14 protein-coding genes are annotated in these 13,925 nt (G+C 68.0%); 12 read left to right on the plus strand and 2 right to left on the minus strand.

From position 1 onward, the window contains the following. Entirely contained in the window at positions 1-966 is a 966-nt protein-coding gene (locus tag OHB12_RS32780) for a helix-turn-helix domain-containing protein (protein ID WP_327113895.1), read from the minus strand. Between the two features lie 177 nt (positions 967-1,143). On the opposite strand from OHB12_RS32780, the gene OHB12_RS32785 reads away from it, so the two are divergent. The 6 genes from OHB12_RS32785 (at position 1,144) to OHB12_RS32815 (ending at position 7,193) form a co-directional block, all read left to right on the plus strand. Next, entirely contained in the window at positions 1,144-1,941 is a 798-nt protein-coding gene (locus OHB12_RS32785) for an alpha/beta fold hydrolase (RefSeq protein WP_327113897.1), read from the plus strand. Positions 1,942-1,972: 31 nt separating this feature from the next. Next, positions 1,973-2,794 carry an alpha/beta fold hydrolase gene (locus OHB12_RS32790; RefSeq protein WP_327113899.1) on the plus strand — a complete coding sequence of 274 codons (822 nt, stop codon included), beginning with the start codon at positions 1,973-1,975 and terminating at the stop codon, positions 2,792-2,794. A gap of 16 nt (positions 2,795-2,810) precedes the next feature. Beyond that, positions 2,811-3,611, plus strand: a complete 801-nt coding sequence (locus tag OHB12_RS32795; RefSeq protein WP_327113901.1) for an alpha/beta fold hydrolase — start codon at positions 2,811-2,813, stop codon at positions 3,609-3,611. A 507-nt stretch (positions 3,612-4,118) separates the two neighbouring features. Next, entirely contained in the window at positions 4,119-5,150 is a 1,032-nt protein-coding gene (gene hrcA, locus OHB12_RS32805) for a heat-inducible transcriptional repressor HrcA (protein WP_327121691.1), read from the plus strand. 150 nt (positions 5,151-5,300) lie between these two features. Next, the gene (gene dnaJ, locus OHB12_RS32810; RefSeq protein ID WP_327113903.1) at positions 5,301-6,452 is read left to right on the plus strand and encodes a molecular chaperone DnaJ; all 1,152 of its coding nucleotides are present in this window, start codon (positions 5,301-5,303) and stop codon (positions 6,450-6,452) included. Further along, a complete protein-coding gene (locus tag OHB12_RS32815; protein WP_327113905.1) occupies positions 6,453-7,193 on the plus strand; it encodes a 16S rRNA (uracil(1498)-N(3))-methyltransferase in 741 nt (246 codons plus the stop codon). Positions 7,194-7,199: 6 nt separating this feature from the next. Here the strand turns inward: OHB12_RS32815 and OHB12_RS32820 are convergent, their stop codons facing one another. Continuing rightward, positions 7,200-8,417, minus strand: a complete 1,218-nt coding sequence (locus OHB12_RS32820; RefSeq protein WP_327113907.1) for an MFS transporter — start codon at positions 8,415-8,417, stop codon at positions 7,200-7,202. 100 nt (positions 8,418-8,517) lie between these two features. Here OHB12_RS32820 and OHB12_RS32825 point away from each other — a divergent pair, with 100 nt between their 5' ends. The 6 genes from OHB12_RS32825 (at position 8,518) to era (ending at position 13,891) form a co-directional block, all read left to right on the plus strand. Next, positions 8,518-9,420, plus strand: coding sequence for a LysR family transcriptional regulator (locus tag OHB12_RS32825; protein ID WP_327113909.1), 903 nt, complete (start codon positions 8,518-8,520; stop codon positions 9,418-9,420). A gap of 156 nt (positions 9,421-9,576) precedes the next feature. Further along, on the plus strand, positions 9,577-10,635 hold the full coding sequence (locus tag OHB12_RS32830; protein WP_327121694.1) for a PhoH family protein: 1,059 nt from the start codon (positions 9,577-9,579) through the stop codon (positions 10,633-10,635). Positions 10,636-10,697: 62 nt separating this feature from the next. Beyond that, positions 10,698-11,252, plus strand: a complete 555-nt coding sequence (ybeY, locus tag OHB12_RS32835; protein ID WP_327113911.1) for an rRNA maturation RNase YbeY — start codon at positions 10,698-10,700, stop codon at positions 11,250-11,252. A gap of 50 nt (positions 11,253-11,302) precedes the next feature. Further along, a complete protein-coding gene (locus tag OHB12_RS32840; RefSeq protein ID WP_442800160.1) occupies positions 11,303-12,613 on the plus strand; it encodes a hemolysin family protein in 1,311 nt (436 codons plus the stop codon). Further along, positions 12,610-12,972, plus strand: a complete 363-nt coding sequence (locus OHB12_RS32845) for a cytidine deaminase (RefSeq protein ID WP_327113915.1) — start codon at positions 12,610-12,612, stop codon at positions 12,970-12,972. The genes OHB12_RS32840 and OHB12_RS32845 overlap by 4 nt, the downstream gene beginning before the upstream one ends. Continuing rightward, positions 12,965-13,891 (plus strand): GTPase Era, encoded by a 927-nt coding sequence (era, locus tag OHB12_RS32850; protein WP_442799901.1) that lies wholly within the window; start codon positions 12,965-12,967, stop codon positions 13,889-13,891. Before OHB12_RS32845 ends, era begins: the two co-directional genes overlap by 8 nt. Positions 13,892-13,925: the final 34 nt, after the last annotated feature.

The raw sequence follows: 13,925 nt of genomic DNA on the forward strand, positions 1-13,925 counted from the left end.
CTACGGCTCGCCCTCGGCCGTCGCGACCCGCCGCCATTCCCGCGGCGACAGTCCGTAGGCGGCGCGGAAGCGCCGAGCGAAATGTGACGGATCGCGAAAACCCCAGCGCCGCGCGATCATCGAGATTGTTCGGTGCATATGGTCCGGCTTGGTCAGATCCGTGCGCACCCGGTCGAGCCGCTGGCTGATGATCCACTGTTCGAGGCTGTACTCCGCGTTCGCGCAGATCTTGTACAGCTGCCGGACCGACATATTATGCGCCCCGGCGATTTTTTCCGCACCGAGGTCGGGATCGGCCAGGTTGCGTCGTACATAGGCGCGAATCCGGGACAGCAGGAGGTCCGAGGGGACCATGGCGCCGTTGCCGTCGTCGCTTCCCGCCGACAACAACAGCCCCCGGATCAATTCGATACTGGCACAACCGGACAGCGCGGCCGCCGGGTCGGCGCTGAGTGCGTCGCCGTCGGTCGTCAGCTGAACGATGTGGTTGGCCACCAGCCGATAGTGCGGGCTGTCCTGCACCCGGGTCGTGGCCTGACGGATCAGATCGGCAGGCAGGCCGAGCTGGTCGAGCGGCACGTGCAGACAGGTTGATGCGCCCTCGCCGTGCCAGCCGAAGCCATAGGGTGCGTTCAGGTCCATGACGTGCAGTTCGCCCGGCCGGACTACGCGCTGGACGCCGGCCTGCTCGTACCGCCCGTCGCCCGCCTGCTGCACGGCGACAGCAAGCATCGGCGCAGGTGAGGTACGCACTTGCTTCGGCGTGCGGATCAGCTGGATGCCGGTGGTGCGCGCGCGGAAGATGCTGGCCTCGCCGAACTGCCACACGTCGAATGTGGCGTGCACGCCCTCCTCCGGCGGATCCAGAACGACGTGGGACGGGACCGACGCCTCCTGCATCGCGGCAGCCACCGCGTCCACCCGCTGGTGCGGCGCGATGGTGTCCGAATTGAACACGACCGTCATGACAGCCTCCATCGCAATGGGGACAGATCCGGCAATCGTCGCACGTCCAAGGCCGATCGGGTCGTGCATTCTCAGCCGAGGATCGTGCACGGACAGTCATTTTTCCAGCCACCGCCCGTCATACGCTGTCGAACGGAGTTCCACGTCGGTGGATTCCCGTTCGCCCGAGGAGGCCAGGTGTCGCGACCACAATCACGCCCGGTGGTGTTCATTCACGGCTTGTGGATGCACAGCAGCAGCTGGGCGCCCTGGCTCGAACTGTTCGACAGCGCCGGCTACCAGGCGTCGGCCCCGGGGTGGCCGGGCGATGGTGTGACGCCGGAGGCGACCAGGAAGAATCCCGCGGCGCTGAACAACCGCGGCATCGCCGAGGTCGCCGATCACTATGCGGAGTTCATCTCCACGCTGCCGATGCCGCCGGTCGTCATCGGGCACTCCTTCGGTGGGATGATCGCGCAGAAACTGCTCGGCACCGGCTTCGCCAGCGCGTGTGTGGCGATCGCGCCCGCGCAGTTCAAAGGGGTGCTGACGCTGCCGCTCGTGCAGCTGCGCAACGCACTGCCTGTCCTCGGCCGCCCGTGGCTGCGTACCAAGACGTGGTCGCACACCGCCGAGAGCTATCACCGCGCCTTCGCCAACGCCGTGTCCCGTACGGAGTCCGACCAGCTGGTCGCCGACTACGCGATCCCAGCGCCGGGACGGCCGCTGTTCCAGGCGGGTCTGGCCAATTTCGTGCCGCGCAGCGAGGCGACGGTGGACACGCGTAGTGAGCGAGGCCCACTGCTGATGTTCGCGGGCGGGCTCGACCGCACCGTCCCGGAGGCCACCGTGCGGTCGGCCTACCGGATCCAGCGCCGCAATCCGGCGGTGACCGAACTCGTGGTGCTCGCGGATCGCGGGCACTCCATGCCCGCCGACCATGGCTGGCGCGAAATCGCCGACACCGCAGTGGAATTTCTCGCCAGGAACCTGTAGTCCATCCGTTCCAGACAGAAGGAGCTTCCGCATGCCGACGATCACGACGACCGATGGTGTCGAGATCTACTACAAGGACTGGGGTTCGGGACGTCCCGTGGTGTTCAGCCACGGCTGGCCGCTGAACGGTGATGCCTGGGACAACCAGATGAACCTGGTGGCGAGCAACGGCTACCGTGCCATCGCGCACGATCGCCGCGGTCACGGCCGCTCCGGTCAGGTGTGGGATGGACATGACATGGACCACTACGCCGACGATCTCGCCGCGGTGATCAACGAGCTCGAGCTCACCGACGCGGTGCTGGTGGGGCACTCGACCGGTGGCGGCGAGGTCACCAGGTACCTGTCCAGGCACGGCACCGCCCGGGTTACGAAAGCGGTTCTGCTCGGCGCCGTTCCGCCGCTGATGCTGCGGACCGACGCCAATCCGGAGGGGCAGCCGATCGACGTCTTCGACGGGATTCGAGCCGGTGTCGCCGCTGACCGATCGCAGTTCTACAAAGATCTCACCGCTGCCTTCTACGGCGCCAACCGCGCGGGATCGACTGTCTCGCAGGGGATTCGGGATCACTTCTGGTTGATGGGCATGCAGGTCGGACTCAAAGGAGCGCTCGACTGCGTCAAGGCGTTCGCCGAAACCGATTTCACCGCGGAGCTGCCCAATATCGACATACCGATTTTGGTCGCACACGGTGACGACGACCAGATCGTCCCGTTCGTTGCCGCCGCCCCCAAAACCGCGAAGCTACTCCCGCGGGCACAGCTGAAAGTGTATCCTGGTGCCCCGCACGGCCTTTGCGGCGACTACGAACAGGCATTCAACGCCGACCTGCTCGACTTCCTGACAAGCTGAGAAGGGCGGACACCCTATGAAGCGCAGACATATCGTGCGCGGAGTCTTGGCGGCGCTCGCCATCACGCTCGCCGCCGTGTCCGCAGGGCCCGCACAGGCGGCGCCGCTGCCCACCATCGTCCTGGTCCACGGCGCCTTCGCCGATACCACCAGCTGGGACGGTGTCGCCGCCCTGCTGCGCGACCGCGGCTATCCCGTGGTGACGCCGGACAATCCGCTGCGCGGACCGGCCAGGGACGCGGCCGCCGTCCAGCGCGCGCTGGACCTGATCTCGGGCCCCGTGGTGCTGGTCGGCCACTCCTACGGCGGCTTCGTGATCAGCAACGTGCACGACCCGAAAGTCGAGTCCTTGGTCTACATCGCCGCTTTCGCACCGGTGCAGGGCGAGGTTGCCCAGGCCGCCCTCGACCCGATCCGGTTCCCGGGCAGTCAGCTGTGGCCGCCCGCGCTCCAGGCGGCGATCGTCGACGACCCCGGGGGTATCGCGGGCAAGAACATCGACGGCTATGTGGCTCCCGCCAGCTTCAACGCCGTTTTCGCCCAGGATGTCGGCCCCGCGACCGCCGCCGACATGATCGCCCACCAGCACTCCATCGCGTTGGCGGCCAACCTCGAACCTTCCGGCCCGCCTTCGTGGTCCGGTACCCCCAGCTGGTACCTGGTGTCGGGCGCCGACCGCGTGATCCCACCGTCGTCCCAGCGCTATATGGCCCAGCGGATGGGCGCGCACAGCAGCGAGATCAACGCCTCGCACGCCTCGTTGGTCTCCCGCCCCGGCGACGTGGCCGCCGTGGTCGAATCCGCTGCTCCACGCTGATCGCTCCGCGAAGCGGGACGTAACGATGGGTCTACTCGACCTTTGCCGCGGTCATGTGGCGCTCGGCGGCTCGTCCAGCCGCTTGCGTCGGTGCGGCATGAGGCTCAGGCCGGGGTCTGCAAGAGGTGGTGGCCGCCGGAGCCGAAATGATCCTCGTCAATCCCTTGTTCGACTCGTCCGCCCAGATGGAGCGGCTCGCCGCAGAGGTCATGCCGCACATCGCATGATCCACGTAGCCGGCGAGCCGACCCACCACCAGATCTAGTCGAGTGGCACACCAAGGAGGTCTTCGTTGCCGCGGTCATGTGCTCCTCGTCGCCTCGCCACCGGCCGCGGGATCCGCGTGCGGCGAGTGCCTGTCCACCCGCGCGAACGGGCGATTCGTCGCGAAACAATTAGACTGGATAAACAGACGAACTCGGAATTCACCTGGACTCGTGGGACGGGTGCGGGGCGTCAGCGCCGGAGTGTGGCGTGACCGAAGACGAAAGCGAGGAGGTGGGGCCGATGTCGAGCACCGAGGATCGGCGCTTCGAGGTCCTGCGCGCGATCGTCGCCGACTATGTCGCGACCAAGGAACCGATCGGGTCGAAGTCCCTGGTCGAGCGGCATAACCTAGGTGTTTCCAGCGCGACGGTGCGCAACGACATGGCTGTGCTGGAGGCGGAGGGCTATATCGCGCAGCCGCATACGAGTTCCGGGCGCATTCCCACGGACAAGGGCTATCGCCAGTTCGTGGACCGGATCTCCGAGGTGAAGCCGCTGTCGCCCGCGGAGCGCAGGGCGATCATGGATTTCCTGGAGTCGGGTGTCGACCTCGATGACGTGCTGCGTCGTGGCGTGCGGCTGCTGGCCCAGCTGACCAGGCAGGTCGCCGTCGTGCAGTATCCGACGGTGTCGGCGTCGACGGTCCGGCACATCGAGGTCGTCGCGCTCAATCCCGCGCGGTTGCTGCTGGTGGTCATCACCGATACGGGCCGTGTCGACCAGCGCCTGGTGGAACTCGGTGCGGTGATCGATGACGAGGATCTGGCCGCGCTGCGCGGCATGCTCGGCGGCGCAATGGATGGCAAGCGCCTGGCTGCGGCCTCGGCGGCAGTCGCGGAACTGCCCGAGCACGCGCCGCAGCGACTGCGTGAAGTGCTGATACGGGTGTCCACGGTGCTGGTCGAGACGCTGGTGGAACATCCAGAGGAGCGGCTGGTGCTCGGCGGCACCGCCAACCTCACCCGCAACGTCGCGGACTTCGGATTTCCAGGCTCGCTGCGCGCGGTGCTGGAGGCGCTGGAGGAGCAGGTGGTCGTGCTCAAGCTGCTGGCCGCCGCCCAGCAGCCAGGGACGGTGACGGTGCGGATCGGCGAGGAGACACAGGTAGAGCAGATGCGCGGCACCTCGGTGGTGTCGACCGGCTATGGCGCGGCGGGCGCGGTGCTGGGCGGCATGGGCGTGCTCGGCCCGACTCGGATGGACTACCCAGGAACGATCGCCTCGGTGGCGGCCGTCGCCCGATACATCGGCGAGGTCCTCGCCGAACGCTGACCGCGACACCGACCATCCCCGCCGCTGATAAGCTCGACATTCCGGCCGGATAAAGTTGAGTGCACAAGACTAATGCTGATGTCAGCGTGCGGTGGATGCGGCGCGGGCACCGGCGGCACTGTCGAAACGACCAAGGACTAGAGAACTCAAGTGGCACGGGACTACTACGGACTGCTCGGCGTCGCGAAGAACGCGACCGACCAGGAGATCAAGCGGGCATACCGCAAGCTGGCGCGTGAGCTCCACCCCGACGTCAACCCCGACGAGGCGGCGCAGGCCAGGTTCAAGGAAGTATCGACCGCCTACGAGGTGCTGTCGGATCCGGAGAAGCGCCGCATCGTCGACCTGGGTGGCGACCCGCTGGAATCCGGCGGCGGCGGTGGCGGCTTCAACGGCGCGGGCTTCGGTGGCCTCGGCGACGTGTTCGAGGCGTTCTTCGGGGGCATGGGCGGATCGGGCGCGCCCCGCAAGGCGCGCGGTCGTGTCCAGCCGGGCGCCGACTCGCTGATCCGCACCCGGCTCAGCCTGGCCGAATGCGCGGTCGGCGTGACCAAGCACCTGACCGTGGATACGGCGATCCTGTGCGACATCTGCCAGGGCGCGGGCACGAACGGCAAATCCAAGCCGGTGCGCTGCGAAACCTGTGGTGGCGCGGGGGAAGTGCAGTCCGTACAGCGCTCCTTCCTCGGCCAGGTGCTGACCTCGCGTCCGTGCCCGACCTGCCGCGGCGCGGGCGAGACCATCCCGGACCCGTGCCACAAGTGTGGCGGAGATGGGCGGGTACGAGCGCGCCGCGAGATCGCCGCGCCGATCCCCGCGGGTGTCGCCAACGGCATGCGGGTGCGGCTGGCCGCGCAGGGCGAGGTGGGCCCGGGCGGTGGCCACGCGGGCGACTTGTACGTCGAGATCGTCGAGCAGCCGCACGATGTGTTCGTCCGCGATGGTGACGACCTGCACTGCACCGTCCGGGTTCCGATGGTCGACGCGGCGCTGGGCACCACCGTCGTGATCGACACCATCCTGGACGGCCCCACCGAGCTGACCATCGCACCGGGCACCCAGCCGGGGGAGGTCGCCGTGCTGCGCAGCCATGGCATGCCTCGCCTGCGTTCCGGCGCGCGCGGCGACTTGCTCGCGCACCTGGACATCGTGATCCCGAGCAAGCTGGACAGCAAGCAGGCCGAGCTGCTGCGCACATACAAGGGTATGCGCGAGCGCGAGCGCGCCGAGGTAATGTCGGCGCAGTCCGAGCACAACAGCGGCCTGTTCGCGCGGCTGCGCGCGTCGTTCAGCGGACGTTAGTTGGCCGCGACGGTCTTCTACCTCGACGAAGTGCCCGAACCGGGCGCTGTCGCGGTGCTCGACGGCCCGGAGGGCAGGCACGCCGCCACGGTGCGCCGTATCCGGGTCGGCGAGCCGATCACCCTCTCCGACGGTCGCGGCGTACTCGCCGAATCCGAAGTAGTTGCCGCGCAACGCGATCGGCTCGAGTTGACGGTGCACAACCGGATGGTCGCGGCCCCGGCGGCGCCACGTGTCACCGTGGTCCAGGCGCTGCCCAAATCGGATCGCTCGGAGCTGGCCGTCGAGCTGATGACCGAGGCGGGCGCGGATGTCGTCATTCCATGGCAGGCGGCGCGCTGCGTCGCGAACTGGGAGGGCAAGGCGGCCAAGGCGGTCGACAAATGGCGCGCCGCCGCCCGCTCGGCCGCACGCCAATCCCGCCGGGCATACATCCCGCACGTAGCCGACCTGTACCGCACCACCGACCTGCTCGACCTGGTGCGTACCGCGAAGGCCGACGGCGCGATCATTGCGGCGCTGCACGAATCCGGGACCGCCCGTTTCGCCGAACTGCCGTTCGCCGACACCACCGAGATCATTCTCGTCGTCGGCCCCGAGGGCGGCCTCGACAACACGGAGTTGACGGCTCTGGCCGACGCGGGCGCCCAGGTAACCCTGCTCGGCCCCACTGTTCTGCGCACGTCCACCGCCGCGGCGGTCGCCCTCGGAGCCCTGGGGGCTCTGACCCGGCGCTGGTGAGGTAGCTCAGGCGCCGACCACCCCCGAGTGCCGCGCCGATCCGCGCGAATGAATCGCCAATGCCCACACCAGCATCCCCGCGAGCACGAGCAGAACACCGATTCCACCGACCAAACCGAGCCACCCGCCGCTGGCGTAGGCGATGCCCGCCGCGCCGCCGACGAGCGCGCTGCCCAGGTAGTAGGCGAACAGATACAGCGACGACGCCGCGCCACGGCTGCCCTCCGCCATCACGCTGACCCATGCGCTTGCTGCCGTATGCGCTCCGAAGAACCCGGCGGTGTAGAGCAATACGCCCAGGATCACGGCGCCGAGGTGATCCGGAACCGTCACCGCGAGACCGATGGCCATCAGTCCCACCGACGCCGCGAGCACCTGTTGCCTACCGACCCGATCGGCCAGGTGCCCGGCCGCCGCCGACGCTGCCGTTCCGGCCAGGTACAGCACGAAAACCAGCCCTGCGAGCGCCTCTGGCAGCCCGAACGGCGCCCCGATCAGGCGGTAGCCGAGATAGTTGTAGACCGAGACGAACCCGCCCATCAGCACGAAGGCCAGCCCGAACAGCGCGAGCAGCCCGCGATGGCGCAGCTGTGTCGCGAGATCGCCGAGCACCGTGCGGATTCCGGCGGGTCGTGCGACGAAACCGCGGGACGGCGGTAGGTTCCGGATGAACCACACCGTGCAGGCCGCCGCGGCGACCGAAGCCGCTGCTTCCGCCCATCGCCAGGACGCCAGGTTCAGGGTGAACGCCGGAATCAACCGCCCGGCCAGCCCGCCGATCGTCGTGCCGGCCACATAGGTTCCCATCGCGGCGCCCACTCCGGCGCCGCCAATCTCTTCTCCCAAATAGGCCATCGCCACCGCGAGCACGCCCGCGAGCGAGATTCCTTGCAGTGCTCGTCCGGCGAGCAGCACGCCCAGCGACGGGCTCAGCGGGAGCAGCAGACCGATCGCGGCCGCCGCGACGGCGGAGCCGATCATCACCTTGGTCCGCCCGATACGTGACGACAGCGCGCTCGCCGGAACGCTCGCCAACGCAAGGAAACCGGTGGTGAGCGACACCGCGAGCGCCGCATGCGCCGGTGTGGCGCCGAAGGCCGCTGAGATGCTGGGCAGCAGGGCTTGGGCGCTGTACATGGATGCGAAGGTCGTCAGCCCGGCGGCGAACAGCGCCGTCGTGATCCGGCGCTCGTGCTGGATGTCCCGGGTTTGTGTCGTGGTCATGGGCTCCTCCTGCGGTTCAGGATCGCGACCCGTCGTTCAGAAAGGAAATGAATAATAATGAGAGAGTTCATGCGCTCATCGCATATATGGAGGCCGGGCTGTGCTGGGTGAAGACCTGGAGTGGTTCACGACACTCGCCGAACTGGAGCGGGTCGGCGCGGCGGCCGATCGGCTGCACCTAGCCCAGCCGACGCTGTCGAGAATGCTCGCCCGGTTGGAGCGCAGGATCGGCGTCGAGCTGTTCGATCGACGCGGTAAACGCATTACTCTCAACGAGTTCGGCCGGATCTACTACGAGCACGCCCGCCGCGCGCAGACCGAGCTGGACGGGGCCGCGCAAGCCGTAGCCGATCTGGCCAATCCCGCGAAGGGCGTGGTGCGACTGTCGTTCCAGCATTCCTTCGGCGGGTCGCTCGTGCCGCAGCTGATCGGCGGTTTCCGGCGCGGCTCCGGCCGGGTCACGGTCACCCTGTGGCAAGGGGCGGCCGAGACGGTTACGCAGCGGGTGCTCGACGGCGAGGCTGATCTGGGCATCGTCTCGCCGCGCCCGGCTGTTGCCGGCGTCGGTTGGCGCACTGTGCTGCGCCAACCTCTCGTGCTCGCGGTGCCCGCTGACCACCGGTTGGCCGGGCGCAGGCAGGTCCGGCTCGCGGAGATCGCCGACGCGGAGTTCGTCGCGATGCATCAGGGCTTCGGGATGCGGCGCATCTTCGACGAGCTGTGCGCGGCCGCGGACATCCGGCCGAGGATCGCGTTCGAGTCAAGCGACCTGGTCACCGTGGCCGGGCTGGTATCGGCGGGGTTAGGCGTGGCGATCCTGCCGCGCGAGGACCCGTTGTCGGCGAGCCCACTGTCCGGTCCGGTGACCGTGCCGCTCGCGGACGCGGGCGCCTCCCGCGCGGTCGGGCTGATCTGGCCCGCGGCCGCGATATTGCCGGACGCGGTGCGCCGATTTCGTGATTTCACCGCGGATTGGGCCCAGCGGCGTAGGGGAATCCCGTGATCACGGTCCCTCCGTCAGCGGCTTATCCATTGGGCGGTGTCGGTGGGGCGCGTTAAACTTGCCTCAATACCGCAGCAGTCGAGACCGGAAAGCAGGCTTCAGCCACTTTTGAGAACACAAGGCGAGATCGGCGAACCGACTACACCCGAAGCGGGCATCGGTGGCGGTCACGGTTCGGAGCCCGCAGCGCGCACCGTGCGTTCGAGTATCGAACTCGCTCCCGAATCCGTGTTCCCGTTCCTCGGTTCGGCCGACCAGAATCTGCGCGAACTCGAAGGGCTGCTCGACGCGGACATTCACGTCCGAGGCAATTCCGTAACCCTCACCGGTAAGGCGCCCGATGTCGCGCTGGCTGAGCGAGTCATCGAGCAGCTTGTCGCGCTCACCGGCCGAAATCGAGTGGTCACCCCGGAGGCGGTGCGCCACACCGTGTCGATGCTCACCGAGGGCTCGAGCGAGTCTCCGGCCGAGGTGCTCAGCTTGGACATCCTGTCCCGGCGCGGCAAGACCATCCGGCCCAAGACCCTCAACCAGAAGCGCTACGTCGACGCGATCGATGCCAACACGATCGTGTTCGGCATCGGACCCGCCGGTACCGGCAAAACATATCTCGCGATGGCCAAGGCGGTCCAGGCGCTGCAGTCCAAGCAGGTCAACCGGATCATCCTCACCCGTCCCGCGGTTGAGGCGGGGGAGCGGCTCGGCTTCCTGCCCGGCACGCTGAACGAGAAGATCGATCCATACCTGCGCCCGCTCTACGACGCACTGCACGACATGATGGATCCGGAGGCCATCCCGAAGCTGATGGCGGCCGGTGTCATCGAGGTCGCGCCGCTGGCATACATGCGCGGTAGAACCCTCAATGACTCGTTCATTATTTTGGACGAGGCGCAGAACACCACCGCCGAGCAGATGAAGATGTTCCTCACCCGCCTCGGGTTCGGCTCGAAGATCGTGGTGACCGGTGACGTCACCCAGGTCGATCTGCCGACCGGGGCACGGTCGGGTCTGCGTGCGGCGTCGGAGATCCTCACCGAGATCGATGACATCCACTTCGCGCAGCTCACCAGCAGCGACGTGGTCCGGCATCGGCTCGTCACGGACATCGTCGACGCCTACGAGCGTTTCGAGGCCGAGTCGCGTCCGCAGGTCGCCGCGCATTACGGCGGCAACCGGGCGCAGCGGCGCGCCGCGGGCCGGACGGACCGGCGGTAACTCGTTCCGCCGGGCGGGGCTCCGCTCCCGCCATACGATCACCGGGATCGTAGGCTATTCGGGTGAGTATCGAGATCGCCAACGAGTCGGGTATCGACGTGCCCGAAGAAGACCTGGTCAGTGTCGCACGATTCGTGATCGCCCGGATGGACGTGCACCCGGCCGCGGAGCTGTCGATGGTGCTCGTCGATCTCGACACCATGGCGGACCTGCACATGCGCTGGATGGACCTGCCCGGCCCGACCGACGTCATGTCCTTCCCGATGGACGAACTCGAGCCGGGCGGCCGACCGGACAGCCCCGAACCCGGCCCGTCGATGCTGGGCGACATCGTGCTGTGCCCTGAGTTCGCGGCGGGCCAGGCCCGTAAGGCGGGCCACTCGCTGGATCACGAACTCGCGCTGCTCACCGTGCACGGCGTGCTCCACCTACTCGGCTACGACCATGCCGAGCCGGAGGAGGAGAAGGAGATGTTCGCGCTGCAGGCCCGGCTGCTCGAGGAGTGGTATGAGAGCCTGCGCGAAGCGCGGCGGCGGGCCGAGCTGGCCGCGCGGGACGCGCGGTTGCTGGGTAAGGCGGGCTTCACCACACCGGGTGATTCCCTGGGACCCGCGTGAATTCACAGACCCTGGTTCTGCTCGCGGTCCTGCTCGTCCCGGTGGGCGGGATGTTCGCCGGTGTCGATTCGGCGCTGAACACGATTTCGCCGGCCCGAGTCGAGGACTTGGTGCGCGCCGACCGGCCCGGCGCGGTGCGGCTGACCCGGATCGTCTCCGACCGGGCCCGCTACGTGAATCTCATGGTGCTGCTGCGCATTCTGTGCGAGATCGGCGCCACGGTTCTGCTCGCGGCGGGGCTCATCACGATCTGGGCGGACAATTGGGCGCTGCTGGTCACCGCGCTGGTGATGGTGCTGGTGTCCTACGTGGTGATCGGCGTCGGCCCGCGCACGCTCGGTCGTCAGCACGCGTACTCGATCGCGCTGGCCGCCGCGCTGCCGCTGCAGTTCATCGGCGCGCTGCTCGGCCCGCTCAGCAGGCTGCTGATTCTGCTCGGCAACGCGATCACCCCGGGCAAGGGTTTTCGCAACGGCCCGTTCGCCTCTGAGATCGAGCTGCGCGAGGTGGTCGAGCTGGCAGGCGAGCGCGGCGTGGTGGCCGACGACGAGCGCCGGATGATCCAATCGGTCTTCGAGCTCGGCGACACCCCGGCCCGTGCGGTGATGGTACCGCGCACTGAGATGGTCTGGATCGAGGCGGACAAGACCGCGGCGCAGGCGCTGTCGCTCGCGGTGCGGTCCGGGCATTCGCGTATCCCGGTGATCGGCGAGAACGTCGACGACATCCTCGGCGTGGTCTACCTGAAAGACCTTGTGCCCTATGCGGATCGCAGCCGAAAGGTCCGGGTGCGCGAGGCCATGCGGCCCGCGGTGTTCATGCCCGACTCCAAGCCGCTGGACAGCCTGCTCGACGAAATGCAGCGCAGGCGCAATCATATGGCGGTGCTGGTGGACGAGTACGGCGGCATCGCGGGACTGGTGACCATCGAGGACGTGCTCGAGGAGATCGTCGGCGAGATCGCCGACGAGTACGACATCGACGAGACACCGCCCATCCAGAACCTCGGCGGGGGCCGCTACCGGGTGTCAGCCCGGTTGTCGGTGGAGGACCTCGGCGAGCTGTACGGGCTGGAGATCGAAGAGGAGGACGTCGACACCGTCGGCGGCCTGATGGCACACGAACTCGGCCGTGTGCCGCTGCCCGGTTCGAAGGTCGCGGTGCACGGGCTGGTGCTGCGCGGCGAGGGCCGCGCGGATGCGCGGGGGCGGATGCGGGTGCACACCGTGGTGGTGCGCAAGGCGACCGAAAAGGTCGAGGCCGAGAAATCCAACGGCGACAACCCCAATGGCAAGCGCAAGGCCAATGGATCGGAGCCGGAGACCCCGGCCGATCGTAACGAGGACGGAGACATCGGATGACCGAACTGGATGCCGAGGACAATAAGCTGATAGTGCTGGCCCGTGGCGCGCTCGGCCGCACCGACGGCGCGAGTGGCGCGGCCATCCGCGACACGGACGGACGCACCTACGCCGCGGGCGAGGTGAACCTGACGGCGCTGCGCCTGACCGCGCTGCAAGCCGCGGTGGCCGCCGCGATCTCCAGCGGCGCCGAGGGATTCGAGGCGGCCGTGGTGGTCGGTGGGCGGTTGTCCGACTTCGGCGTCACCGCGGTGCGGGAGGTGTCGGCGGAGGCGCGGATCATCTTCACCGACCGCGACGGCGCGGTGTTCGAGATCGTCGACGATTCCGCCGATGCCGGCGAGGTGCGTGGTGGCTGACCGGTCCGAGGCGCGCGATGACGCCGAATTCCGTTCCGGCTTCGTCTGTTTCGTCGGACGGCCGAACACGGGCAAGTCGACGTTGACCAATGCGCTGGTCGGCGCGAAGATCGCGATCACCTCCTCGCGCCCACAGACCACCAGGCACACCATTCGTGGCATCGTGCACCGAGAGCACACCCAGTTGATCCTGGTCGACACCCCCGGGCTGCACCGCCCGCGTACCCTGCTCGGCCAGCGCTTGAACGACCTTGTGCGCGACACGTATTCGGAAGTCGACGTGATCGCGCTGTGCATCCCCGCCGACGAGAAGATCGGACCCGGCGACCGCTGGATCGTGCAGCAGATCAAGCAGATGGCGCCGAAGACCACGCTGCTCGGCGTGGTCACCAAGATCGACAAGGTGAGCCGGGACCAGGTCGCCGGGCAACTGGTCGCGGTCTCCCAGCTGCTCGGCCCGGACGCGGACGTGGTGCCGGTGTCGGCGGTCAAGGGCGAGCAGGTCGAGGTCCTCGTCGATGTCATCGCCTCGAAGATGCCGGAGGGTCCGGCCTTCTATCCCGACGGTGAGCTGACCGACGAGCCGGAGGAGACGCTCATGGCCGAGCTGATCCGCGAGGCCGCGCTCGAGGGCGTTCGCGACGAGCTGCCGCACTCGCTGGCCGTCGTCATCGAGGAGATCCTGCCCTATGCGGATCGCGACGACATGCTCGACGTGCACGCGCTGCTGTATGTCGAGCGGCCGAGTCAGAAGGCCATCGTCATCGGTAAGGGCGGCTCTCGGCTGAAGGAGGTCGGCACCAACGCGCGCAAGCAGATCGAGCACATCCTCGGCACCCGCATCTACCTGAATCTGCACGTGAAGGTCGCCAAGGACTGGCAGCGTGACCCGAAGCAACTGGGCAAACTGGGCTTCTGACCGGTCCTCACCACCAGGGCGTCGGGCGGTGGCG

This window comes from Nocardia sp. NBC_01730 (genome assembly GCF_035920445.1).
Lineage (GTDB): Bacteria > Actinomycetota > Actinomycetes > Mycobacteriales > Mycobacteriaceae > Nocardia.